Source organism: Micromonospora psammae, assembly GCF_036902725.1.
Taxonomy (GTDB): Bacteria; Actinomycetota; Actinomycetes; order Mycobacteriales; family Micromonosporaceae; genus Micromonospora.
In genome coordinates, this window is record NZ_JBAKHM010000016.1 from 126,465 (window position 1) to 150,125 (window position 23,661).

At 72.0% G+C, this 23,661-nt stretch carries 26 protein-coding genes, 4 tRNA genes and 1 pseudogene; 6 read left to right on the plus strand and 25 right to left on the minus strand.

Translation table 11 applies throughout. The features are described 5' to 3' along the window. Positions 1-149 precede the first annotated feature (149 nt). The 10 genes from nusG to V6U79_RS19720 all read right to left on the minus strand — a co-directional run bounded on the left by nusG (position 150) and on the right by V6U79_RS19720 (position 5,986). Positions 150-872: a transcription termination/antitermination protein NusG gene (nusG, locus tag V6U79_RS19675; RefSeq protein ID WP_334615389.1), complete on the minus strand. Its 723-nt coding sequence runs from the start codon at positions 870-872 to the stop codon at positions 150-152. Between the two features lie 38 nt (positions 873-910). After that, positions 911-1,297, minus strand: coding sequence for a preprotein translocase subunit SecE (gene secE, locus V6U79_RS19680; RefSeq protein WP_334528558.1), 387 nt, complete (start codon positions 1,295-1,297; stop codon positions 911-913). A gap of 212 nt (positions 1,298-1,509) precedes the next feature. Further along, positions 1,510-1,582: transfer RNA gene (locus V6U79_RS19685), tRNA-Trp, on the minus strand. Positions 1,583-1,710: 128 nt separating this feature from the next. Then, entirely contained in the window at positions 1,711-2,103 is a 393-nt protein-coding gene (locus V6U79_RS19690; RefSeq protein ID WP_334615390.1) for a MaoC family dehydratase, read from the minus strand. Position 2,104: 1 nt separating this feature from the next. Continuing rightward, complete coding sequence (locus V6U79_RS19695; RefSeq protein ID WP_334528565.1) at positions 2,105-2,551, minus strand: FAS1-like dehydratase domain-containing protein; 447 nt, start codon at positions 2,549-2,551, stop codon at positions 2,105-2,107. A gap of 126 nt (positions 2,552-2,677) precedes the next feature. After that, entirely contained in the window at positions 2,678-2,845 is a 168-nt protein-coding gene (gene rpmG / locus V6U79_RS19700) for a 50S ribosomal protein L33 (protein ID WP_007073056.1), read from the minus strand. 132 nt (positions 2,846-2,977) lie between these two features. Next, a tRNA-Met gene (locus V6U79_RS19705) sits at positions 2,978-3,050 on the minus strand. A gap of 26 nt (positions 3,051-3,076) precedes the next feature. Then, a tRNA-Thr gene (locus V6U79_RS19710) sits at positions 3,077-3,149 on the minus strand. A gap of 96 nt (positions 3,150-3,245) precedes the next feature. Next, complete coding sequence (locus V6U79_RS19715) at positions 3,246-5,759, minus strand: putative bifunctional diguanylate cyclase/phosphodiesterase (RefSeq protein ID WP_442933798.1); 2,514 nt, start codon at positions 5,757-5,759, stop codon at positions 3,246-3,248. Between the two features lie 53 nt (positions 5,760-5,812). Then, a complete protein-coding gene (locus V6U79_RS19720; RefSeq protein WP_334528571.1) occupies positions 5,813-5,986 on the minus strand; it encodes a hypothetical protein in 174 nt (57 codons plus the stop codon). A gap of 485 nt (positions 5,987-6,471) precedes the next feature. Between V6U79_RS19720 and V6U79_RS19725 the strand changes: the two genes are divergently transcribed. Further along, positions 6,472-6,837 (plus strand): GNAT family N-acetyltransferase, encoded by a 366-nt coding sequence (locus V6U79_RS19725; RefSeq protein ID WP_442933800.1) that lies wholly within the window; start codon positions 6,472-6,474, stop codon positions 6,835-6,837. After that, complete coding sequence (locus V6U79_RS19730; RefSeq protein WP_334615392.1) at positions 6,801-7,085, plus strand: DUF6924 domain-containing protein; 285 nt, start codon at positions 6,801-6,803, stop codon at positions 7,083-7,085. The genes V6U79_RS19725 and V6U79_RS19730 overlap by 37 nt, the downstream gene beginning before the upstream one ends. Positions 7,086-7,115: 30 nt before the next feature. On the opposite strand, the gene V6U79_RS19735 is transcribed toward V6U79_RS19730, so the two are convergent. Further along, positions 7,116-7,499 (minus strand): DUF2750 domain-containing protein, encoded by a 384-nt coding sequence (locus tag V6U79_RS19735; RefSeq protein ID WP_334615393.1) that lies wholly within the window; start codon positions 7,497-7,499, stop codon positions 7,116-7,118. A 435-nt stretch (positions 7,500-7,934) separates the two neighbouring features. On the opposite strand from V6U79_RS19735, the gene V6U79_RS19740 reads away from it, so the two are divergent. Beyond that, entirely contained in the window at positions 7,935-8,459 is a 525-nt protein-coding gene (locus tag V6U79_RS19740) for a hypothetical protein (RefSeq protein ID WP_334615394.1), read from the plus strand. A gap of 24 nt (positions 8,460-8,483) precedes the next feature. On the opposite strand, the gene V6U79_RS19745 is transcribed toward V6U79_RS19740, so the two are convergent. The 3 genes from V6U79_RS19745 to V6U79_RS19755 all read right to left on the minus strand — a co-directional run bounded on the left by V6U79_RS19745 (position 8,484) and on the right by V6U79_RS19755 (position 9,918). Beyond that, complete coding sequence (locus V6U79_RS19745) at positions 8,484-8,918, minus strand: hypothetical protein (protein ID WP_334615395.1); 435 nt, start codon at positions 8,916-8,918, stop codon at positions 8,484-8,486. Positions 8,919-9,203: 285 nt separating this feature from the next. After that, complete coding sequence (locus V6U79_RS19750; protein WP_334615396.1) at positions 9,204-9,596, minus strand: contact-dependent growth inhibition system immunity protein; 393 nt, start codon at positions 9,594-9,596, stop codon at positions 9,204-9,206. 238 nt (positions 9,597-9,834) lie between these two features. Next, a tRNA-Tyr gene (locus V6U79_RS19755) sits at positions 9,835-9,918 on the minus strand. A gap of 149 nt (positions 9,919-10,067) precedes the next feature. Here V6U79_RS19755 and V6U79_RS19760 point away from each other — a divergent pair. Next, positions 10,068-10,562, plus strand: coding sequence for a YajQ family cyclic di-GMP-binding protein (locus tag V6U79_RS19760; RefSeq protein WP_334528577.1), 495 nt, complete (start codon positions 10,068-10,070; stop codon positions 10,560-10,562). Between the two features lie 254 nt (positions 10,563-10,816). Here V6U79_RS19760 and V6U79_RS19765 read toward each other — a convergent pair whose 3' ends face one another. The 8 genes from V6U79_RS19765 to V6U79_RS19800 all read right to left on the minus strand — a co-directional run bounded on the left by V6U79_RS19765 (position 10,817) and on the right by V6U79_RS19800 (position 20,153). Next, a complete protein-coding gene (locus tag V6U79_RS19765) occupies positions 10,817-12,076 on the minus strand; it encodes an MFS transporter (protein ID WP_334615398.1) in 1,260 nt (419 codons plus the stop codon). Between the two features lie 149 nt (positions 12,077-12,225). After that, positions 12,226-13,104 (minus strand): zinc metalloprotease HtpX, encoded by an 879-nt coding sequence (gene htpX / locus V6U79_RS19770; RefSeq protein ID WP_334615399.1) that lies wholly within the window; start codon positions 13,102-13,104, stop codon positions 12,226-12,228. 395 nt (positions 13,105-13,499) lie between these two features. Next, a complete protein-coding gene (locus tag V6U79_RS19775) occupies positions 13,500-15,002 on the minus strand; it encodes an NADH-quinone oxidoreductase subunit N (RefSeq protein WP_334528628.1) in 1,503 nt (500 codons plus the stop codon). Further along, complete coding sequence (locus tag V6U79_RS19780; RefSeq protein WP_334615400.1) at positions 14,999-16,501, minus strand: complex I subunit 4 family protein; 1,503 nt, start codon at positions 16,499-16,501, stop codon at positions 14,999-15,001. The genes V6U79_RS19775 and V6U79_RS19780 overlap by 4 nt, the downstream gene beginning before the upstream one ends. Before the next feature lie 235 nt (positions 16,502-16,736). After that, complete coding sequence (locus V6U79_RS19785; protein ID WP_334615402.1) at positions 16,737-18,662, minus strand: NADH-quinone oxidoreductase subunit 5 family protein; 1,926 nt, start codon at positions 18,660-18,662, stop codon at positions 16,737-16,739. Continuing rightward, complete coding sequence (gene nuoK, locus V6U79_RS19790; RefSeq protein WP_334528592.1) at positions 18,659-19,021, minus strand: NADH-quinone oxidoreductase subunit NuoK; 363 nt, start codon at positions 19,019-19,021, stop codon at positions 18,659-18,661. Before nuoK ends, V6U79_RS19785 begins: the two co-directional genes overlap by 4 nt. Further along, a complete protein-coding gene (locus V6U79_RS19795) occupies positions 19,018-19,554 on the minus strand; it encodes an NADH-quinone oxidoreductase subunit J family protein (RefSeq protein ID WP_334615403.1) in 537 nt (178 codons plus the stop codon). Before V6U79_RS19795 ends, nuoK begins: the two co-directional genes overlap by 4 nt. Then, complete coding sequence (locus V6U79_RS19800; RefSeq protein ID WP_334615404.1) at positions 19,551-20,153, minus strand: NuoI/complex I 23 kDa subunit family protein; 603 nt, start codon at positions 20,151-20,153, stop codon at positions 19,551-19,553. The genes V6U79_RS19795 and V6U79_RS19800 overlap by 4 nt, the downstream gene beginning before the upstream one ends. A gap of 95 nt (positions 20,154-20,248) precedes the next feature. Here V6U79_RS19800 and V6U79_RS19805 point away from each other — a divergent pair, with 95 nt between their 5' ends. After that, positions 20,249-20,821: a Uma2 family endonuclease gene (locus V6U79_RS19805; protein WP_334615406.1), complete on the plus strand. Its 573-nt coding sequence runs from the start codon at positions 20,249-20,251 to the stop codon at positions 20,819-20,821. Here the strand turns inward: V6U79_RS19805 and V6U79_RS19810 are convergent. Beyond that, on the minus strand, positions 20,802-21,224 hold the full coding sequence (locus V6U79_RS19810) for an ester cyclase (RefSeq protein WP_334528603.1): 423 nt from the start codon (positions 21,222-21,224) through the stop codon (positions 20,802-20,804). The genes V6U79_RS19805 and V6U79_RS19810 overlap by 20 nt on opposite strands. An 87-nt stretch (positions 21,225-21,311) precedes the next feature. Between V6U79_RS19810 and V6U79_RS19815 the strand changes: the two genes are divergently transcribed. After that, complete coding sequence (locus tag V6U79_RS19815; protein WP_334528606.1) at positions 21,312-22,349, plus strand: glutathione S-transferase family protein; 1,038 nt, start codon at positions 21,312-21,314, stop codon at positions 22,347-22,349. Positions 22,350-22,514: 165 nt separating this feature from the next. Here V6U79_RS19815 and nuoH read toward each other — a convergent pair whose 3' ends face one another. Then, positions 22,515-23,477, minus strand: a complete 963-nt coding sequence (gene nuoH, locus V6U79_RS19820) for an NADH-quinone oxidoreductase subunit NuoH (RefSeq protein ID WP_334528608.1) — start codon at positions 23,475-23,477, stop codon at positions 22,515-22,517. Then, positions 23,477-23,661, minus strand: a pseudogene (locus V6U79_RS19825) (NADH-quinone oxidoreductase subunit C); the annotation flags it as partial. The pseudogene V6U79_RS19825 and the gene nuoH, both read right to left, overlap by 1 nt.

Sequence of the window (23,661 nt, forward strand, 5' to 3'; positions counted from 1 at the left end):
GGCCGCGGGCGCGCACGGTCAGCGCGATCACGACAGCGGCGACGTTCTAGCGTAGCGCAGCGTCCTCCCACCCCTCCGTCGAGGTCCGACGGGCGGTGGAACGAGTACGCCGGCGGCGGGCAGCCTGCCCACCGCCGGCGACCGGTACGTCAGATCTTGGTGACCTGGTTGAAGTTCAGCTCGACCGGGGTCTCCCGGCCGAAGATCGACACCAGCACCTTGAGCTTCTGCTGGTCCGCGTTGATCTCGCTGATCGTCGCCGGCAGCGACGCGAACGCGCCGTCGGTGACGGTGACCGAGTCGCCGACCTCGAAGTCGAGGACCTTGATCTCGGGCTTGGCCTTCTTCTGCTCGGTCTCGACCGCCGGCGCCAGCCACTTGAGCACCTCGTCGAGGGAGAGCGGCGCCGGGCGGTCGGCCCGGTCGGTCGCCCCCACGAAGCCGGTGACCCCCGGCGTGTTGCGCACGCAGGAGTAGGACTCGGCCGTCAGCTCCATCCGGACCAGGATGTAGCCGGGGAAGACCTTGGCCTGGACCTGGGACCGCTTGCCGTTCTTGACCTCGACCTCTTCCCGGGTCGGCACCTCGACCTGGTAGATGAACTCCTCCATGTCGAGGGAGGTGATCCGGGTCTCGAGGTTGGTCTTGACCTTGTTCTCGTAGCCGGCGTAGGAGTGCACCACGTACCAGTCACCGGGCGCGTAGCGCAGCTTCTGCCGCAGCTCGGCGACCGGGTCGTAGTCCTCGTCCGGTGCGGGCTCCGTGGTCGGGAACTCCGGCTCGCTGGCGGCCTCGACCGACTCGTCACTGGCCGCCGTCGCCACCGTGGACTGCTCGTCCGTGGTCTCGGCGGTCTCGTCGTACTCAGGCACGCTTGCTCACTTCCGTCACTATCGGCTCAGCCGGCCGGTCAGTTGCCGAAGACCCACAGCACGCCCTTGGCGAAGCCGAAGTCGAGGAGGCCCACGATCGTCAGCATCACGGCGACGAAGGCGACCACCACGGCGGTGTAGGTCAGCAGTTCCTTGCGGGTCGGCCAGATGACCTTACGCAGTTCGGCGACCACCTCGCGGAAGAAACGCGCGATGCGGGCGAACAGCCCCACCCGATCGGTCTCGGTGCGGGTCTTCGGCTTGCTGTCGGCCGACTCGGCACGGGTCCGCGCGCGGGTCGCGGTGCCGCCCCGGGATACCGGCTCGTCCGCGTCGGTGGCGTCGTCGGCGGCCACCTCGTCGACGTTCTCGTCGCGCGGAACGTCGTCGCCGGCGTCCTCGCCGCGCCGCTTGTTCTCGGCCACTTCGCCCTCCGTCGCGGGATGTCGGGTCGCACGCCGATCGGCGTGCGCGGCGCTGGTCACGCCGGCCGGACCAACCGTCCCGCGACGGGCCGCGGCCGGCGGACCGGACGGAGGGAACCCGAAGCCTCGGGACCACCCCGCCGATGCCACCACCACGGGCCGGACGCCGCCGTTCGGCGGCGCGACCCACGGGAACGGTCAGGCCTGAGGCGCAGGGGTGACAGGACTTGAACCTGCAGCCTGCGGTTTTGGAGACCGCTGCTCTGCCAATTGAGCTACACCCCTGTGCGGCAACGCTCGCCCCGCTCGACCACGAGTGGTCGCGCAGGGGTCACTTGCCCCACGGCGGACCAGTGTACGGGTAGTGCGGCGACTTTCCCAACCGGCACCACCCATCACGTCCGGACCGGACCTCAGCAGGCCGTCCGGATGGTCGCCCGAGCCTGCGAGAGGACCTTCTCCCCCAGGCAGGTGGCGGTCACGTCGAGCCTGGTCAGGCCCGCCTCGGTGACCTCCTTCACCACCGCGGCCACCTCGATCTCGGTGCCCTGGTCGTCGTCCGGGACGACCACCGGACGGGTGAACCGGACGCCGAAGTCGACCACCGCGTCGGCCGCCCCGGCCCACGTCGTCACCGCCCGGCCGACCAGCGCCATGGTGAACATCCCGTGGGCGATCACCCCGGGCAGACCGACCTTGGTGGCGGTCCGGTCGCTCCAGTGGATCGGGTTGAAGTCGCCCGAGGCGCCGGCGTAGCGGACCAGGTCCGCCCGGGTCACCCGGAACGTCTGAGTCGGCAGCTCCATCTCAGGCCTCCCCGCGTACGACGATCTTGGTCCAGACGGCGACCACCGGCTCGCCGTCGGTGGTGCTGACGTCGGTGCGGGTGGTCAGGAAGCCGTGCCCACCCCGGTTGGTGATCTCCTCGACGGTGTTCACGCAGACCAGCTCGTCCCCCGCCACCACGGGACGGGTGTACGCGAAGCGCTGGTCGCCGTGGACCACCCGGCTGTAGTCGACGCCCAGCGCCGGATCCTCGATGATCTGCCGGCTGGCGGCCATGGTGACCACCACGGGAAAGGTCGGCGGGGCGACCACGTCCGGGTGGCCGAGCGCGCGGGCCGCCTCCGGATCGTGGTGGGCGGGCTCGGTGGCGCCGATGGCGGTGGCGAACTCGCGGATCTTTTCTCGGCCCACCTGGTAGGGGGCGGTCGGCGGATACGTCCGGCCGACGAAGGACGGGTCCAGGGACATGCCGCCGAACCTACACGCAAACACGAACGCCGATCCGTACGGGACGGGCGGCGAGAAGCCGCGCCATCCGTGCGGATCGGCGTTCGGGATTTGCTCGGGGGCGGGCCGGCCGGTGCCGGCCGCCGGTCAGCGGGTCTCGCGGTGGACGGTGTGCCGACCGTCCCGGGGGCAGAACTTCTTCAGCTCGATGCGGTCCGGGTCGTTACGACGGTTCTTGCGCGTGATGTAGTTGCGCTCCTTGCACTCCACACACGCCAAAGTGATCTTCGGCCGGACATCGGTCGCCTTCGCCACGGCGGAGTGCCTTCCTCGCTACGGATAACAACTACGACGCATGAGCCTACGCGGTCAAAGCGTGGACATGCAAAGCGGGCGCCTGTGGCGCCCGTCCCACCGACCGCCGGGACCGGGCCCGGAGGACGAGAGTAGCGGTGGCCGGACTTGAACCGGCGACACAGCGATTATGAGCCGCTTGCTCTGCCATCTGAGCTACACCGCCGCAGGCGGGTCCAGCCGGACCCTCTGAGCCCCCTTACGGAATCGAACCGTAGACCTTCTCCTTACCATGGAGACGCTCTGCCGACTGAGCTAAGGGGGCCTACCCGATCACCCCGGAGGGCGTCGCGCAGGGGATACATTACACGGCCCCGCGCGGCGGGCGAAATCGGATCCCCCCTACCCGTGTCGGCGCAGGTCAGGGCACGACTCGTAGCCGCGGCAGCTCGCCGGCGGAGATCGTCTCCGGGTCCACCTGGGCCCCGAACCAGGCCTCCAGCCGCTCGTACGGCAGCGGGCGGCTGAAGAGGAATCCCTGGCCGATCTCGCAGCCGATGTCCTGGAGCAGCTCCAGGGTCAGCTCGCTCTCCACACCCTCGGCCACCACCGCGAGGCCGAACTGCTGGGACAGGGTCACCACCGCGTTGACGATCGCCAGGTCACCCGGATCGGTCGCCATCCCCTGCACGAAGGAGCGGTCCACCTTCACCTCGTGCACCGGCAGCCGGCGCAGGTGGGCCAGGGAGGAGTCACCGGTGCCGAAGTCGTCCACCGAGAGCCGCACCCCGAGGTCACGCAGCCGGTGCAGGGTGGGGATCGGCCGGTCGGTGCCGTCCATCACCCCCGACTCCTTGATCTCCAGCGTGAGCCGCTGCGGCGGCACGCCGTACTCGTCGAGCAGTTCCTGGACGCGGGCCGGGAAGTGTTGGTCGGTGAGGGACCGGACGGAGATGTTGACCGCGACGGCGAGCGACTGGGCGCCGTCACCCCAGTCCCGGCTGCGCCGCAGGCCCTCCCGGAGCACGAGCTCGGTGAGCCGGTCCAGCTGGCCGGTGTGCTCCGCGACCGCGACGAAGTCCTCGGGAGCCACCGTGCCGTGCGTCGGGTGCTCCCAGCGCGCCAGGCACTCGACCCCCACCAGTCGCCGGTCCCGGAGGGTGACCTTGGGCTGGAAGTAGACCTCCAGCCCACCCTCTTCGAGGGCGCGGCGCAGGTCACCGGCGAGGCCGAGCCGGCGCAGCGAACGGGACTCCAGCGCGGGGTTGAACAGCTGCACGGCGCCGGGCACCGACTTCGCGGCCGTCGCGGCCAGGTCCACCCGTTGCAGCAGGGCGGCCGCATCGCTGCCGTGGTCCGGGTACACGGCCACCCCGACGGCGGTGTCCACGTCGAGGGTGAGCGCGTCGAAGACCATCTCGTCGCGGATCTGCTCGCGCAGCTCGGTGGCCAGCTCCAGGGCGGCGTCCGCGCTCTCCAACCGCAGCGTCACCAGGAACTCGTCGCCACCGGCCCGGCCGACCAGGGCGGACGAGGGGGCGGATCTGCGCAGCCGGTCGGCGACCTCGACGAGGACCTTGTCCCCGGCGGCGTGCCCCAGCGACTCGTTGACCTGGCGCAGCCCGTCCACGTCGAAGAGCAGCAACGCCACCACCTCGCCGGGCGCCCGGATCTTCGCCGCCTCGTCCAGGGCCCCGGTGATCCGGCGCCGGTTGGGCAGCTTGGTCAGCGCGTCGTGATAGGCGTCGTGGCGCAGCCGGTCGACCAGCCGGGAATTCTCCAGCGCGACCGCGGCGTGCGCCGCGACCGTCTCGAAGATGGGGATGTCGCTGGGGGCGAAGTGACCGACGTCGCTGAGCCGGTTGACCACCTCGAGCGTGCCGATCACCGCCTGCCCGGAGCGCAGCGGCACCACGATGACGTCCTTGACCTGGCGGCTGCTGAGTTCCCGGCGCAGCTCCGGGTCGCCACCGAGGGCCCGGCCGACCGCGAGCGTGCCCCCGGAGTCCCGGGCCCGTTCGCGCAGGGCCGCCGGCGTCTGGGCGACGTCGAGCAGTCCGCGGTCGTCCAGCCGCGCGGTGAGCAGCACCTCCGGGTGCCGGCCCTGGGCGGGCACCCAGAGCGTGGCGTACTCGGCCTGCATCAGCGAACGGATCCGTCCGAGCAGGACGTCGGCGAGGGTGCCCTGCTGGCCGACCTCGCTCATCGCCCGGGTCAGCTCGTAGATGTCGGCGAGGGTCCGGTGCTGGCGGAGGAACTGCGAGTAGGACCGGTAGAGCAGGACGCCGGCGGCCGCCAGCGCGGCCAGCAGGAGCACCGACCAGAGGGTGGTGGCCAGCGCGATCAGGATGAGCAGACCGACCGCGACGTTGAGCGCGGTGGTGGCGAGAACCTGCAGGGCCGTGCTCGCGGTCTCCCGGCTGCCCTGCCAGCCCTGCAACAGGGTGATCACACCGACCACGGCGAGCAGGCTGATCAGGGTGTTGGTGGTCACCGCGACGGAGAGGACGACCCAGGTCGCGGGCCCGACCTCATCGAGGGTGGGCGCGGCCGCGACGACGAGGCCGGCGACGGACACACCCGCGGCGTCCCGCGCGACGTTGAACCAGAACTTCGGCGGTGGGTAGCGTCGGTATGCCTGGGTCATGATCGCGGCGATCGTCGCCACCAGGACCACCGCCAGGGGCGACAGGCGGTAGAACGCCAGCACCAGCGGAATCTCGGTCAACGTGACCACGACCGCCTGGCGGCGCACCACGAAGCTCAGCGTGGGGACGCCGGCCACGACCATCACGGCCAGCAGCACCACCGCGACGAGCGCGTCGCCGGGCCTGATCGGTGTGGACAGCGCCAGGATGAGCGAGATGAGGACGGCGACGGCGGCCAGCGGGCCGGTGATCAGCCAGGCGTGCTCGGTCGGACGCCGCCGAGTCACCCTAGCCGGCACAGTGATGTCCTCTCAGTGGCGGAGGCTGGGTGACACGGTGGTCACCGGGCGTCGACGAGCACCGCTCCGGGAGGGTTGTGCAGCGCCGGGGCACCCCACTCGACGCCAGCCGTCTGGGCACCCGAATCGAAGCCCGACATGCCGGCGGTCACCACCGTCAGAGCGACGAGCACCGCCGTCGCACCGAGCAGCCGGCCAAGCTTTCGACCAGACATGTGGGTACTCCTGTCGACAGAAGGGTGTCACGGCGAGGTGGAGATTCCACGATGGTGCCACAACCGGACTGACCCGCAAAGCGGACGGACGGCCGATCAGGGCAGCCCCCAGGGACCGATCCGATCGGCGGGTGACAAGTCGCCAGACGGGCGGCCCTGGGAAGTACGACCAGCAGACAGATGCTGCGGGTTCGGCCTTTAGCCGCGATCCCCTCCCGGACCGGCGAGCCGGGCTATTGCCGCAGACACCTCGACGGCCAACGCAACAGGTCGGATCGGATGATCTCCTCTCACCGGACGACGCCCTTCAGCGGGTCGGCGACACCGGACCGGAACAGCGCAGCCCGTCACGAACCGTCACCGGCGGCGGGCAGCCGGCGACAATCACGGCCATCAGCATGCCTCGGGTGACGGCAAGAACGCCAGACCTACCCGAGGCACTTTCGCCGACCGACTGTCCGGTGCCTGACGGCTGACGGCGGAGGCTGCCCGGCACCAGCCTCGGCTGGTACTTCCACCCCGACGCCTGGGGTCGCGGGTACGCCAGCGAGGCGGCGGTGCTGCGCCACGCATTCGAGGCCGGGTTGCAGACGGTCCTCGCCGTGACCCATCCCGACAACGTCGCCTCGCAGGGCGTCTGCCGCCGGCTGGGGATCAGACACCACGGGCCGACCGACCGTTACAACGACATGACCTGCGAATTCTTCAGTCTCGCGAACCCTGGACCTCGGCCCTCCCGGAGACCGGGCGCGAACCGCGGCGTCAGCGGTCGCGGCGTAGGTCGAACCCACCCCGACCAGTTTGGAGTGCCTCCATGGCCCGCCTGCCCGACACAGCCCGCGTTCCGGTGATCCGTGCGGACTTCAGCGACGATGCGGTCTGGGCCCGACCTCAGGAGGACATCTCCGAGGAGACGGAAGAAGGCTTCGTCGCCGAAGTCGAATTTGTCGAGGACCGGACGCTGGTCTGCCTCGACGTGCCGGCGCTGGTCCGTGCCTTCCCAGCCGCAGCGGCCGTTCAGCCGTCGGCAGCGTGCAGGCGTCCGGTGCCCAGGCGTCGTCCGTCGTGGTGTGGTGGTCACCCATACGGCCACCCATGACTCCGGCCGCGCGCGCAGTCCTTGGAACGGTCAATCAATCGCAGCTGGAGGCGATGAGCCGCCTTCAAGCCCGGCGAACCAGCCGAGCACGTCCTGAGGGCTCACGTCGTAGCCCGTGGCTCGTTCCCCGCTCCAGTTGACGCCGATCAGGACTCCCTGCTCCGCCAGCCAGGGCACAAATTCGTGCAGCCACTGATCAAACGGCATGGAGACGATCTCGAGCCCGTTGTATGCCGCCACCTGTTCGACCACATGTTGCGCTCGTGACCGCAGCGACCAGAAGGGCATCGCCCGGCTCCCGTCGGGCTTGTGGGGCGCGGCGCAGGAGCCATCATCCTCCAGGACGGTCCAGACCCGCCCGGCAGCAGGAGCCTCTCTCCTGAACGCAGCAGAGTGAGCTGCACTGACAGTCAAACCTGCCTCCCGACAGTGCCTACGTGCCCGTTACGTGCCCGATCAGCCCAGCAGGTCGGGGCACGCGCGGTCAACAGCAGCAGGAGACAACAAAGGCCCCCAACCTGTGTAGGTTGGGGGCCTTTGTGTTCCCTGGTGGCGGGTAGAGGATTCGAACCTCTGTAGCTTTCGCGACGGATTTACAGAGCGCCACGCTCATGCTCCTGACCAGCACGAACGCTGGCCGGGCGCGCTGCCGCGACACGGATGCGACACGACCCGACGGGGCCAAGGTCGTTCGGACGTAGGGCGCTCCACCTTGTCCCGTCCGGGCAGGCTGGACGGTCCTGCGACTGCCCGACGAGGAGATCCGCTCTCATGGAATCGACGGGGCCGGCACTAGCATCCGTTCTCATGACTACGGGGAATTCCACGACGGAGGTGACGCGGCGACGGGTGCCCACCCTCGTCGTCGTCGGGTCCAGCCTGCTGCTGGCGCTGAGCGGCCTGACACGGCTGGGGCAGGTGGCGGCGGAGGCGGTCAACCAGCACGCGTACTTGACGGCGCACGAGCAGGTAGGCACGCCGAGTGCATTCGCCGCCCTGCCGATGGTGTTCCTCACGGGCGTCGGCCTGGTCGTGTCGCTGGTCGCACTCGCCATCCTGCTGCTGGCGTTGGTCAACCTCGTCGGCAGGAACTGGACCCAAATCGTCACCTGGATCATCGGCGGCCTGACGCTGGCGGTGGCGGGCTGCTGGCGAGCCCTGGCCCTCATCCCGGCCCCTTCAGGAGAAGTTCCGGAGGTGACCGAGTGGGACAGCGTCAACGCGGTCGCCGGTCAGCTGATACCCGCGTGGGTTGAGCCCGTAGCCGCCGTTACGGGGTTCGTGGCGTCGCCCTCACTGCTGGTCGGCCTCGTCCTGCTCGCCCTGCCGCCCGCCAACGCCTTTTACCGGCGGCGCCACGTGGTCACCGACTGACCGAGGCTGCCCTTTCAACGGCGGCTAGGCACCGGCGGCGCTGGTCCCATCGCCTCCGTTGCAGGCCAGGTCGCGGGCAAGTTCGCCGACCAGCACCTTGGGCCGGCGCCGCAGCCACCATCGGCCAGTCACGCCGAACGGCCGCAATGCCGCACCGTCGTCATCGACGGTCACCTCGCGGAACTTCTCGTCCAGCTGATCCACAATGCCTTGCCAGTTCACCCGCACGGGCTCGGTGAGCAAGGGCAGCGCCTGCTCAAGCCATTCGCGGCAGGCGAAGTCGCCCTTGTACTCGTCGGCACACCAGTCATAGCCTTCACGGATCTCCTCAATCAGTCCGGACCACCCTTCCACCATCTGCGGAAGGCTGAAGGCCGTTCGCCAACCCCGTTCGCGCAGCGCTTCCCCTACGCGTAAGGCAGATTGATAATCCTCGCGGCCGAGATTCTGGCTCTCCACCGTCCCATCATGCATCCACGGGTCACCTGACCCCAGTCAGACCCAGCAGCACGGCGCAGCGGCTATCCCTACCAGGAACAGCGACTCGTCCACAGCGCGAGGTGAACAGCTACCGGGATCGCGCCGCCCGTTCTCCCGGATCAGGGTGACGTGCCAGCCACGTGCCAGTAGCCGGTGCCCCAAATGGGCACGAGCGGGCACGACCCGTGACCAGTCCCCCTTCCACGAGCAGGCGTTTCGGGCATCCGGGCCGGTGATCTTCGTTCTTCCAAGCTGCCGGTGCTGTCAGGCGCTGGCCTGCCGGACCGAGACGACCGCGTCACGTACATCCTGAGGGAGATCGGCTTCGTCCAGGTCCATGGCCGTCACGGCGGCGGTCAGGCGCTGTCGTTCCTGCGGCATGGTCGACCACGCAGCGGCCGGCAGCCGCAGAACCGACCCCAGCAGGTCGCCGGGGTAGAAATCGCTTTCAGCGAGCGGGTCCCTGGCAAGGACTTCGACGGCCAGAGGTAACAGGATGGGCACCGCTATCTGTTGCCCGAGCATGATCCGAAGATCCTCGACTGTGAACTGTGTCAGAGGCTTACGGCGCAACTCGGTGCAGCGCCGAACCAGGAACGTGCTATCGGGCTCAGGAGGTCCCCAGTCCGCACCCTCGATCCGCTCGATCGTTGTCACCGGCTGGACAGTCCCCGGAGCGGTCCCGGAACTGGATGAGAAAGTCCGCCGCGACCCCACCCCGCCACGCGCGGGACCGATGACCAGGGCATGGCCACGTTTGCCGGGAAACCCAAGATCCAACGTGCCCGTTGCGTGCCCGATCGGCCTGTCGAGCAGGGGCAACAACGGTCAACGCCGCAGGAGACGACAAAGGCCCCTGATCCGCGTTTCCGCAGTTCAGGGGCCTTTCACTGCCTGGTGGCGGGTAGAGGATTCGAACCTCTGTAGCTTTCGCGACGGATTTACAGTCCGCTCCCATTGGCCGCTCGGGCAACCCGCCAGGGCGTCGCCACCGCGTCGCAACGCGGCAGCGGAAGCAAGGATAGCGGTCGCCCCCCGGGTCGTCGCAACCGGGTACCGTCAGGGGGTCGTGCCGCTGGTCAGCGCACGACGGAACAGCCTTGACCGCCGGACAGCAGGAGCATGAGCATGGCAGCGAACCCGTCGTTCGACATCGTGAGCAAGGTCGACCGCCAGGAGGTCGACAACGCCCTCCGCCAGGCGGAGAAGGAGCTCGCGCAGCGGTTCGACTTCCGCGGCACCGGCGCCGAGATCTCCTGGTCGGGCGAGGAGGCGATCAGCCTCCAGGCGGAGACCGAGGAGCGGGTCCGGGCCGCGCTGGACGTCTTCAAGGAGAAGCTGGTCAAGCGGAACATCTCGCTCAAGTCGCTGGACGCCGGCGACCCCCGCGCCTCCGGCAAGATCTTCAAGATCGACGCCAAGGTGATCCAGGGCATCGAGACGGACAAGGCGAAGGCGATCAGCAAGAAGATCCGCGACGAGGGCCCGAAGGGCGTCCAGGCGCAGATCCAGGGTGACCAGCTCCGGGTCACCGGCAAGAAGAAGGACGACCTCCAGGCCGTCATCACCCTGCTCAAGGGCGAGGACTTCGGGGTCGCCCTGCAGTTCACCAACTACCGGTAGCGCGGGAGGGGCGGAGCGGAACACCGCTCCGCCCCGCGGCTCAGGTCGCGAAGATCAACAGCAGCACCACGGTCAGGATCACGCTGATCAGGATCGAGCCGAGGCATCCGACCCGGTTCGAGAAGAAGAGGAACATGACAGCGCTGTACCCACCCCGCCGCGGATGAGGCACCCGGTGGCGACTATCACCCGTCGAGCGGCCTTCCCCGGTCGGGGACGGCCGCTCGACGCGTACCCGGGGACGACGGTGACGGTCAGACGAGCGTGGGTTGTTCGGCGCGGACCGCGACGGCCTCCGCGCGGGTGATCGGGCCGCCGGGCAGCGCGGCGACCGCGGCGCCGACCCCGACCGCCGCACCGGCGAAGAGGAACGCCCACGGCACGCCGCCGGCGTGGTCCACGATCAGGCCGGCCACCGCGCCGCCGGCGGCGCTGGCCGCCACCGACATGGTGACCACCCAGGTGTACGCCTCGTTCAGCATGCTGGTCGGGGCGATCCGCCCGACCAGGGTGTTCTCCAGGATCAGCGCGGGCGCGATGGTGGCCCCGCCGATCACCAGCGCGACGCCCAGCGCCCACGGGGTGGGCATCACCGCGAAGACGACGAAGCTGCCGGCCACCCCGCAGAGCAGCACCGCGAACTGACGGGTCATGTTCGCCGCCGGCTTCCGTACCCCGAACCAGACGCCCCCGGCGGCGCTGCCCACGCCCCAGACGGCCAGCAGCAGGCCGGCCAGGCTCTCCGGGTCGTCGGTGGGCTGGCCGTCGGCGAACGCCGGCACGATCACCCCGGCCGCGCCGAACGCGATGCCGAGGCTGGCGACGCAGACCAGCAGCGCGGGGAAGCCACCCACCCGCAGCGGACCGAGGCCCTTGGCGTGGTGTCCGTGCGGGTGCGGCCGCCAGCCGCGCATCACCCGGCCGAGCGCCACCGCGCCGGTGCCGGCGAGGGTGACCACGGCGGCGCCGACCAGCGCGGCCGCCGCGTCGGCGACCAGCACGAAGGCGGCCACCAGCAGCGGCCCGAGCACGAAGACGAGTTCGAAGAGCGAGGTCTCGGCGGCCAGCGCGGTGTTGCGCAGGTGGTACCGCCCGGAGGCCGGGCCGGTCAGGTCGTTCCAGGCGCCCCGGATCGCGGCGGTCAGCGGTGGGAAGGTGGCCCCGGCGACACCGGCGGCCAGGTAGATCAGGCCGAGGTTGCCCGCCTCGGCGCGGCTGGCCCAGAGCAGTCCGAGCAGGGCGAGGGGGTGGGCGACGGCGGTGGCGAGCAGCACCGGGCTGGGTCCGGCCCGATCCGCGATCCGGCCGGCGACCGGGCTGAGCGCCGCGCCGCACAGGGCGTAGATGCCGCCGGCGACCGCGGCGAGCGAGTACCGGCCGGTCACCTGCTCGACCACCAGCAGCAGGGCCAGCGGGGTCATGCCGATCCCGAGCCGCCCCACCATGCCGAGGATCAGCAGCATCGGCGCGCCGGGGATGCGCCAGACCGCCAGGTACTGGCGCAGTGCGGCCACGGTCGACCTCCAGGGGGTGTGACGGGTGGGAGACAATCCGACCCTAATGCGGCACCGGTACGTGCGGAAATCGGTTATGAGGCCCCGTACACAGGGATCCGCCCGTGTCCGGCGGACCGGACACGGGCGGACGGGTCGTGCGTGGGGCGTCAGCGCTGGAACTGCACGGGGCCGGTGTTGCCGGCCAACTGCTCCAGCCGGGCCACCCGCTCCTCCATCCGGGGGTGGGTGGAGAAGAGCGCGGCGATCCCGCCGCCCCGCTTGAACGGGTTGTCGATCATCAGGTGGGCGGTGCTGGTCAGCTGGCCCTGGGCGGGCAGCGGCCGGCTCTGGGTACCCGTGTGGATCTTGCGCAGTGCGCTGGCCAGGGCCAGCGGGTCCCGGGTGAGCTGGGCGCCCGAGGCGTCGGCCTGGAACTCCCGGCTCCGGCTGATCGCCAGCTGGATCACGGTGGCCGCGATCGGACCGAGGATCAGGGTGAGCAGCAGCACCGCCGGGTTCGGGGCGTCCTCGTCGTCCCCGCCGCCCAGCGGGATGAACCAGGCGATGTTCGCCAGCGCGGTGACGATGCCGGCCAGACCGGCCGCCACGCTGGAGATGAGGATGTCCCGGTTGTAGACGTGCGACAGCTCGTGACCGATCACCCCGCGCAGCTCGCGGTAGTCCAGGATCTCCGTGATGCCCTGGGTGACGCAGACCGCCGCGTGCGCCGGGTTGCGCCCGGTCGCGAAGGCGTTGGGCTGCGCGGTCGGGCTGACGTACAGGCGGGGCATCGGCTGCCGCGCCTCGGTGGCCAGCTCGCGGACCATCCGGTACAGCTCGGGGAATTCCGCCTCGCTGACCGGTTGCGCCCGCATCGAGCGCAGCGCGAGCTTGTCGGAGTAGAAGTAGGTCACACCGTTCATCAGCAACGAGACGACGACGGCGACGACGAGGCCGCCGCTCCCACCGAACCAGTAACCGACCGCGATGATCAACGAGGTCAGCAGGCCCAGCAGGGCTGCGGTCTTCAGACGGTTGTGATGCACGATCGCTCCTTCGGTGCGCGAACCACGCGGGGTCCGCTGACCGGTCCAACACACCGGTACCCGGCAACCATCCTGCTCATGACTGTGAGTTGGCTGGAGGTCGCTGTGGGCGCGCTGCCAGCACCGCCCTCGCGCCGGGCGGGCGCGCTGCACGGCGGGGCAGGCCGGCTCTGCGGCGTTTGCCGCCAGGGGCCCGGTTGCGGCTGGCGAGCCCGGTTGCGGCGGAGGAGCCCGGTTTGAGGCTGGCGAGCCCGTTTTGCGGTGTGTCGGGGTATCCCTTCGCCGGGACACCGCGACACGCCGCAAACCGGGGCGGCGGGGCAGATCGGGGCGGCGGGGCAGATCGGGGCGGCGGGGCAGATCGGGGCGGCGGGGCAGATCGGGTGGGGACGGGGTCAGCGGGCGGCGAGGTCCAGCACGAGCTGCGGGGCGAAGCCCACCACCACGGCCACCGCCGTCGCGGCGGCCAGGGCCACCGCGACCGTCCAGGCCGGGCGCGCGACGGCCGGACCGACGGCCGGGACCGGCGCACCAGCCGGGCCGGCCACGGCAGCCCCGTCGGGGGCGGCGTAGAGGGCGGCGGTGAGGCGCAGGTAGTAGGCCAGACCGATCACCGCGTTGACCGCCACCACCAGGGCCAGCCAGCCGGCACCGCCGTCCAGCAGCGAGCGGACCACGGTCACCTTGGCGAAGAGCCCCGCCAGGCCCGGCGGCAGCCCGGCCAACCCGATCAACGCCAGCGCGAGCGCCCCGCCCACCCACGGGTGCCGGCGGGCCGCGCCGCGCAGGTCGTCCACCGTGCCGCCGTCCGCGCCGGCCGGGCGCAGCGCCACCAGCGCCGCGAAGGCGGCCAGCTCCAGCAGGACGAAGAAGACCGCGTACGCCACCGCGGCGGCGTACGCCCCGGTGCGGGCCTCGTCGGTGCGCCCGGCGGCCAGCGCCAGCGCTCCGAGCGGGGCGAGGATGTAGCCGGCCTGCGCCACCGACGACCAGGCGAGCAGCCGGACCGTCCGCCGCTGGCGCAGCGCCACCAGGTTCCCGACGGTCATGGTCAGCACGGCCAGGAGGGCGAGCGCCGGACCGGTGAGGTCGGCCGGCAGCGCCCGCTGGACCACCGCCAGCAGGGCCACCACCCCGCCCAGCTTGGAGGCGGTGGAGAGGTACGCCGCCACCGGCAGCGGAGCGCCGTCGTAGGTGGCCGGGGCCCAGGCGTGGAACGGCACCGCGGCGACCTTGAAGGCCAGCCCGAGCACCACCAGCACGACGGCGGCGGTGACCAGCGGCAGGTCGGGTCGGGGCGTGAGGAGCACGCCGAGCCGGTCCAGGTGCAGCCCGCCGGTGGCCGCGTAGAGCAGCGCCGCCCCGAGCAGGGTCAGGGTGGTCGCCACCACGCTCACCACGAAGAACGTCACCGCCGCCTCCGCGCTGGCCAGGCTGCCCCGACGCAGCCCGACCAGGACGTAGATGGGCAGGGTGAGCGTCTCCAGCGCGACGATCAGGGTGATCAGGTCACCGGCCGCGCCGAGCACCACGCCGCCGGTCATCGAGCAGGCCAGCAGGAAGCAGTACTCCCCCACCGGCGTCGGTCCACCGCGCAGCAGCGGACCGGAGAGCCCCAGCACGCCGAGGGTGAGCAGCGCGAAGACCACGGCGACGAGGGCCGCCCGGCCGTCGAACATCCACGAGCAGTCGGCCCCGACGCAGAACGTCCGCCGGGTCTCCCCCGCGCCCACCAGCGCCGACCCGACGGCGGTGGCGGCGGCGCCCGCGGCGGCCACGGCCACCGTCGCGCCGGCCCGCGCGACCAGCAGGTCGGCCAGGAGCACGAGTACGGCCGTGCCGGCGGCCAGGTACGCCGGCAGCAACGCCACGTTGTCCACGCTCTGCACGAGACTCACCGGAGCACCTCCACCAGGGCGTCCACCGGGCCGGTGGCGAAGCCGAGCACCAGGGTCGGCGCCAGGCCCACCGCCAGGGCGAGCAGTACCAGCGGGGCCCAGGCGGTCAGCTCGGCCCCGGCCAGGCCGGGGGTGAGCCGCCCCACCGCCGGGCTGGGCCGGCCGTGGGTGACCTGCCGCAGCAGCCGCAGGAAGTACGCGGCGGTGAGCGCCCCGCCGACCGCGGCCAGCACCGCCAGGGTGGTCCAGAGCGGTCCGCCCCGCCGGACGGCGGCGAACACGGCGAACGCCTCCCCCCAGAACCCGGCCAACCCGGGCAGGCCGAGCGAGGCGACCGCGGCGAAGCCGAGCAGACCGGCCAGCCGGGGCGCGGTCTCCCGCAGCCCGGACAGCTCGGCGAGCGACCCGGTGTGGGTACGGTCCTTGACCGCCCCGGCGAGGAAGAAGAGCAGGCCGGTGATCACGCCGTGCGCGATGTTGCCGATCAGCGCCGCCTGGATGCCGGTCGCGGTCAGGGTGGCCACCCCGAGCAGCACGAAGCCCATGTGCCCGACGCTGGAGTACGCGATCAGCCGTTTCAGCTCGTCCTGCGCGAGGCAGACCAGCGAGCCGATCAGGATCGCCGCGACGGCGAGCACGCCGAGCACCGGCGCGGCCCAGCGGGCGCCCTCCGGGGCCACCCCGACGGCGACCCGGATCAGGCCGTACGTACCCATCTTGAGCAGCACCCCGGCGAGGATCACGCTGCCGACGGTGGGTGCCTGGGTGTGCGCGTCGGGCAGCCAGGAGTGCAGCGGCCAGAGCGGGGCCTTGACCGCGAAGGCGAGCCCCAGCAGGGTGAACGCGGCCAACTGGGTGCCCCGGGACAGCCCCGCCCCGCCGGTGAGCGCGACGATGTCGGCGGTGCCGGCGGCGGCCACCACCACGTAGACGCCGACCAGCAGCAGCACCGAGCCGAAAAGCGTGTAGAGCGCGAACTTCCGGGCCGCCCGGCGCCGGTCCTCGCCGCCCCAGCCCGCGATGATCGCGTACATCGGCAGGAGGACGACCTCGAAGAAGAGGAAGAACAGCACCAGGTCGAGGGCGAGGAAGGTGCCGAGGATGCCCACCTCGACCACCAGCAGCAGCGCCACCAGCGTGCGCCCGCTCCCGCCGGCGGGCACCTTCCACACCGTGTAGCCGCAGCAGAGCAGCGTGAGCAGGGCGGTCAGCGCCACCAACGGCCAGGAGATCCCGTCGACGCCGAGGTGGAAGCGCAGGTCGAGGCCGGGTACCCAGGGCAGGTCGAGCCGGTGCCAGGCCCGCACCGCCGGCGCCGGGCCGTAGCCGAACCAGCCGTGGTCCCCGAGCAGCAGCAGCGCCGCCGCGACCAGGGTCAGCCCCGCCACCGCCGTGCCGACCACCCGGGCCGCCCGGTCCCGGGGCGTGGCGGCCACCAGCACCGCACCGACCGCCGGCAGCGCCAGGACCGCGACCAGCAGGAATTCTCCGAGAGTCACGGCGCCACCTTCGTTCGTGACTGCGGGGCTCGCAGACCCGGCTCACTCCTCGCACTCACGGCTTCTTTACGGGTTCGTGACTGCGGGGCTCGCAAGCCCGGCTCACTCCTCGCACTCACGGCTTCTTTACGGGTTCGTGACTGCGGGGCTCGCAAGCCCGGCTCACTCCTCGCACTCACGGCTTCTTTACGGGTTCGTGACTGCGGGGCTCGCAAGCCCGGCTCACTCCTCGCACTCACGGCTGCCCTCCGATCAGGACGGCGGCCAGGCCGACCAGCAGCGCGCCGGCCAGCACCGCCGCGGCCGCGCGGGGCAGTGCCGCGCGGTGCAGCGTGGCCAGGCCACCGCCGAGGCCGATCGCACCCCGGCCGCTGCCCTCCACCGCGCCGTCCACCACCACCTCGTCACCGGTACGGGTGACCCGGGCCAGCGCCGTCGTCGGGCGTACGACCAGGGCGTGCTGGACGTCGTCGAGCCGGAACGCGGCCGCGAGAACCGGCCGCAGCGGGCCCAGCGCACGGGCCGGGTCGGCGGCCGGGTCGCGCCGCCAGCCGGCCCACGCCAGCCCCGCCCCGACCAGCAGCAGCACGATCGGCAGCAGCAGCGCGAGCCCCAGGTGCACCAGCTCGACGTCGCTCTCCGTCCCGGTCCCGGGGGCGCGGAGCCGGTCGGCGAACGCGGGCAGGAAGGCGACCAGCCCCAGCAGCGCGGCCGGTACCGCCAGCAGCAGCACCGGCCAGCGCATCGCCGCCGGCGGGTCGTGGGGCGCGAGCAGCGGTGTCCGGGCCTCGCCGAGGAAGGTGCGCAGCAGCAGCCGGGTGGCGTACCAGGCGGTGACGGCGACGCCGACCAGCCCGGCCAGCCAGACCAGCCAGCCCACCCAGGCCGGAGCCGGGCCGGCGCCGTCCAGCGCGGCGGCCTCGGCGACGGCGAGCACGCCGTCCTTGCTCCAGAAACCGGACAGCGGCGGCACTCCGGCCAGCGCCCCGAGACCGACCAGCGTGCACCAGAAGGTGACCGGCATGTCCCGGCGCAGGCCGCCCATCCGGGACATCAGCGTGGTGCCGACGGCGTGGATGACCGCGCCGGCGGCGAGGAAGAGCAGCGCCTTGAAGGCCGCGTGGGTGAGCAGGTGGAACAGGGCGGCGGTGGGCGCGCCCACCGCGAGCGCCCCGGTCATGTAGCCGATCTGGGAGACCGTCGACCAGGCCAGCACCCGTTTCAGGTCGTCCTGGGCGGTGGCCGCGAACGCGCCGAGCAGCAGGGTGACCGAGGCCATCACCCCGAGCACGGCCAGCGCGGTCGGGGCGGCCGCGAAGAGCGGGAAGAGCCGGGCCACCGCGTAGACGCCGGCGGCGACCATGGTGGCGGCGTGGATCAGCGCGGAGATCGGGGTGGGGCCGGCCATCGCGTCCGGCAGCCAGGTGTGCAGCGGGAACTGGGCGCTCTTGCCGGCCACCCCGGCGAGCAGCAGCAGGCAGGCGGCGGTGAGGGTGCCGGTGGCGTGGTCGTGGGCGAGCACGTCGGCGATCCGGAAGCTGCCCGCCGAGACCCCGAGCAGCGCGATGCCGAGCAGGAAGCCGACGTCACCCACCCGGGTGACCAGGAACGCCTTCATCGCGGCGGCCGGCGCCTCGGGCAGCCGGCGGTCGTGCGCGATGAGCAGGTAGGAGCAGAGACCCATCACCTCCCAGCCGACCAGCAGCAGGACCAGGTCACCGGCGACCACCACCAGCAGCATCGCCGCGGTGAAGAGGCTGATCTGCGCCGCGTACGGCGGGTAGCGGTGATCGACCTCGACGTCGTCGTGCGGGCCGCGCTTGAGGTAGGCGGTCGAGTAGACCTGCACGGCCAGGGCCACCGTGGTCACGGCGACCGCGACCAGGGCGGCGGCGCCGTCCAGCCGCACCCCGAGGGTGACCCGCAGCCCACCCAGGTCGACCCAGGTGGTGGCGGTGTCGACCGGGTCGCCGACCCGGGCCAGCAGGGCGAGCGCGATCAGCAGCGCGCCGGCCGCGCCGGTCACGCCGAGCGCGATCGCCGCCCGCCGGGCCCGGTCCTCACCGGTGGTCGCGCCGCGCGGTGACGGCGGCAGCAGCAGGCCGATCAGGCCGGCGAGCAGGGGTACGACCGGCAGCGCGGCCCCGAGCAGCCCGGTCACCGCTCCCCCTCCGGCCGGTCGGCGTCCCCGGCCGCCGCCAGCGCCGGGGTCGGCGCCTCGGTCAGCGGCACCTCGTCCACCGCCACGCTGGCCTTGAGCCGGTAGAGCTGGAGCACGATGGCGAGGCCGACGCCGATCTCGGCGGCGGCCAGCACGATCACGAAGAGCGCGAAGACCTGCCCGCCGTGCGGCAGCTGGGCCCGGACGGTGGTGTCGGCGGTGACCAGGATCAGGTTGACCGCGTTGAGCATCAGCTCCACGGCCATCAGCACCAGCACGGCGTTGCGGCGGCGCAGCACGCCGTACCCGCCGAGGCCGAAGAGCAGCGCGGCGGTGACGTACGGGATGACCGGTCTCACCGGCGACCGCCCTGCTCGGTGGCGGCCCGGTCGGGGCGGCGGCCGATGTCGGGGCGGGACAGGATGATCGCCCCGACCAGGGCGGCCAGCAGCAGCACGGAGAGCACCTCGAAGGGGAGCACCCAGGAGCGGAAGATCTGCTCGCCCAGGCGCTCGGCGGTGCCCGCGGCCGGCAGGTCCACCCGGGACCAGCGGAACGCGTCGACCAGCAGCACCGCCAGGCCGAGCCCGCTGCCCCCGCCGATCAGCGCGGCCGGCCAGCCGGGGCGGTCCAGGTCGTCGGAGGCGCCGATCGGGGCGCGGGTGAGCATCACCGCGAAGAGCAGCAGCACCACCACCGCGCCGACGTAGATCAGCACCTGCACCCAGGCGACCAGCTCGGCGGTGAGCACCAGGTAGTCGCCGGCCAGCGCGCCGAGGCAGACCACCAGGTAGAGGCCCGCCCGGACCAGGTGTTTCGTGCTCACCACGAGCACGCCCGCCCCGACCGCCACCACGCCGAGCGCGAGCAGCAGCACGTCCGCACCCGTCATGGGGTCGTACCTCCGTCGGCGGCGGGGCCGGGCTCGGGGCGTACCACGGTGGGGCGGGCGGCGGAGCTGGTCGGGGCCCCGGCCTTGCGCGCGGCGGTGGCCTCCTCCTTGGCCGGCTCGCCGTTACGGTCGTGCGCCGGCGGCGGCGGAACGGTCCCCATCCACTGACCGAGGTGGTCCTTGTCGTGCAGGAGGTTCTTGATGTCGTACTCGGCGTACTCGAACTCCGGCGACCAGTAGAGCGCGTCGAAGGGGCAGACCTCGACGCAGATCCCGCAGTACATGCAGAGCGAGAAGTCGATGTCGAACTTGTCGAGCACGTTGCGCTGGCGGGGGCGGGCGGCGCCGGGCACCGCCACCTCCTCCTTGTGGGAGTCGATGTAGATGCACCAGTCCGGGCACTCCCGGGCGCAGAGCATGCAGACCGTGCAGTTCTCCGCCAACAGCGCGATCACGCCGCGCGACCGGGGCGGCAGCTCGGGGGCGACGTCCGGATACTGCTGGGTGGTCGACCGGCTGGTCATCGTCTTCAACGTGACCGCCAGCCCCTTCACCAGCCCCTCGCCGGGGAAGCCGCTGCGCTCAGTCATGCCGCTCATCCTGCCCTGTGACCCCGGCGCGCGCGAGCGCCACCCACCTCTTGGCGGCGGTACCCTACGGACGGGGAGAACGACCGACCGGGAAGGGCCCGTCGATGACCGCCGCGCTGCACGACGACTTTCCGCCGTCGGGCGAGTGGACGACCGACGACCTCGACCGCCTGCCCGTCGACGGCCGCCGTCACGAACTCCTGGACGGAACCCTGCTCATGTCGCGCTCCCCCACGCGACTCCACCAGTCCATCGCGCTGCTGCTTGGCGCAGCCCTCCAAGAGAGCTGCCCCGCCGACCTCGACGTGACCCAGGCCGTCGAGGTACGGCTCTCCCGGACCCGGTCGTTCACCCCGGACGTGCTGGTCACCGAGCTCGACGCCGCCGCGCGGAATCCGTCGCACTACCGCCCGCACGAGGTGCTGCTGGTGGTCGAGATCGTGTCGGAGGGCTCCCGCAGTGTCGACCGGATCCTCAAGCCCGCCCTGTACGCCGAGGCGGACATTCCGTACTTCTGGCGGATCGAGACCGAGAACGGCATCGTCGTACACGCGCACAAGCTCGATCCGATGAAGCGGGTCTACGTCGAGCGGGCCCGGATGACCGACGGCATCCTGCTGCCCGAGCCGTGGGAGATGGACATCCCGTTGAGTCGGCTCACTCCGCGCGGCCGCTGAGCGGAGGAAGCAGCTCGACGCCGAGCTGCTGGAGGAGCTGGAACAGCTCGTTGGCGCTCCACACGTCCACGATCCGCCCCCGCCCGTCGAAGCGCAGGAACGTCGCGCCCGAGTAGCTGACCACCTGGCCGGTCGGCGGCACCGGCCCGAACCGGCCGATCTGGGTGCCGGCGGCCCGCCAGCGCAGCGCCACCCGGTCCCCGGCGGCCACCACGTCCACCAGCTTGTAGCGCAGGTCGGGGAAGGCCGCCCGGCGGTCCCGGTGCCAGGCCAGCGTCGCCTCCGGACCGGTCCCGCCCAGCCCCGGGCACTCCTCGCCGACCAGCTCGTACGCGGACTCCTCGCGCCGGCCGTTCCACACGTCGGCGACGAACCGCCGCGCCGCCGCCTCCACGTCCGTCATCCGCGCAGCCTAGTCGGCACTCCCCGGACCAAGCGGCGGGTGATCCGCGAAGATGGGCGGGAGACACCGGCACAACAAGGGGGCGACGTGGGCGAGGAAACAGGTACGACGACCGGCGGCAAGTACGTCGAGCCGGGTAAGGAGTTCACCCGCGACCAGCGCTACATCGCCACCCGGGTCACCGCCGACGGCCGGGACGGCTGGCCGGTGGAGACCGGGCGGTACCGGCTCGCGGTCAGCCGCGCCTGCCCGTGGGCCAACCGGCTGATCATCGTCCGGCGGCTGCTCGGGCTGGAGGACGCGATGTCGATGGCGGTGGCCGGGCCCACGCACGACGCCCGGAGCTGGACGTTCGACCTCGACCCGGGCGGGCGCGACCCGGTGCTCGGCATCGAACGCCTCCAGGAGGCGTACTTCAAACGCTTCCCCGGCTACGAGCGGGGCATCACCGTGCCGGCGATCGTGGACGTGCCGAGCGGGCAGGTGGTCACCAACGACTACGCCCAGATGAGTCTCGACCTGTCCACCGAGTGGACCGAGCACCACCGGCAGGGCTCGCCGCAGCTCTACCCGGAGCCGCTGCGCGCCGAGATCGACGAGGTCAACGACGTGGTCTTCCGGGACGTCAACAACGGCGTGTACCGGTGCGGCTTCGCCGGCAGCCAGGAGTCGTACGAGAAGGCGTACCACCGGCTCTTCGACCGGTTGGACTGGCTGACCGAGCGGCTGGCCGGGCAGCGGTACCTGGTCGGCGACACGATCACCGAGGCGGACGTGCGGCTCTTCCCCACGCTGGTCCGCTTCGACGCGGTCTACCACGGCCACTTCAAGTGCAACCGGCAGAAGCTCGCCGAGATGCCGGTGCTCTGGGCGTACGCGCGGGACCTGTTCCAGACCCCGGGGTTCGGCGACACGGTCGACTTCGACCACATCAAGCGGCACTACTACGAGGTGCACCGGGACATCAACCCGACGGGCGTGGTGCCGCTCGGCCCCGACCTGTCGAACTGGCTCACCCCGCACGGCCGGGAGGCCCTCGGCGGCCGCCCCTTCGGCGACGGCACTCCCCCGCCGCCCCCGCCGCCCGCCGAACGGGTCGACCCCGCCCACACCCCGCTGCGCTGACGGCGGCGCGGGACCGCGCCGGGCCGGTCCCGGGCCGTCCCGCACGCTTTGCGGCGGGTCGGGGTGTCCGGGCGCTCGGATACCCCGACCCGCCGCGAGGCGCGTGGATCTCGGGCGCGGTGCGGCGTGCCGACAGCCCGGACGGCGGGCGGGGGGCGGGACCGGTCAGAGGGCCACGCGGACGGCGGCGGTGAGGACCAGCTGGGCGAGGGAGAGCGGCACCAGCACCAGCCAGCAGAGGCGTTGCAGCTGGTCCTCGCGCAGCCGCGGGTAGGACACCCGCAGCCAGATGATCACGAAGGAGACCGCGAACACCTTCAGCAGCGTCCAGAGCCAGCCGAGCTGGGCGTCGGCGAACGGGCCCTGCCAGCCACCGAGGAAGAGCACCGTGGTCAGCGCGGCGATCACTACGATGCCGACGTACTCGGCGAGCAGGAAGAACGCGAAGCGCAGGCCGGTGTACTCGGTCATGTAGCCGAAGACCAGCTCGCTGTCGGCGACCGGCATGTCGAACGGGGGCCGCCGGATCTCCGCCAGCCCGGCCACGAAGAAGACGAACATCGCCGGCGCCTGCCAGATCAGCCACCACGGCTGCCAGGCCTCGACGATGCCTGACAGGCTGAGCGTGCCCGCCGCCATCGCCACCGAGGCGGCGGCCAGCACCAGCGGCAACTCGTAGCCGAGCAGCTGGGCCGCCCCGCGCAGGCCACCGAGCAGGCTGTACTTGTTGGCCGACGCCCAGGCCGACATCAGCACCGCCACCACGCCCACGCCCACCACGGCGAGCACGAAGAACAGGCCGATGTCCAGCGGCTGCCCGACCAGGTCATCCGGGCCGAGCGGGATCACCAGCAGCACCAGCAGGTAGGGCACCAGGGCCACCACCGGGGCGAGCCGGAACACCGCCCGGTCCGCCTCGCGCGGGGTGACGTCCTCCTTCTGCACGAACTTCACCCCGTCGGCGATGAGCTGCGCCCAGCCGTGGAAGCCGCCGGCGTACATCGGACCGAGCCGGCCCTGCATGTGCGCCATCACCTTGTGCTCGGCCTGGCCGACCAGCAGCGGCAGGGTGAGGAAGGCGACCAGCACGCCCCCGACCCGGATCACCAGCTCCAACCACAGCGGCATCAGGCCGTACCTCCCTCGTCGCCCGCCGGCCGGTCCCCGGCGGAGCCACCGTCGGGAGCCGGGCCGCCGTCCGGAGTCGGGCCGTCGCCGGTCGCCGCGGGGCGGGGGGTACGCGCCGGACGGGCTCCCGGGGCGGGCCGCGCGGGCCGCTCCCGGGCCGGGCGGGCCGGGGTGCCGCCGCGCG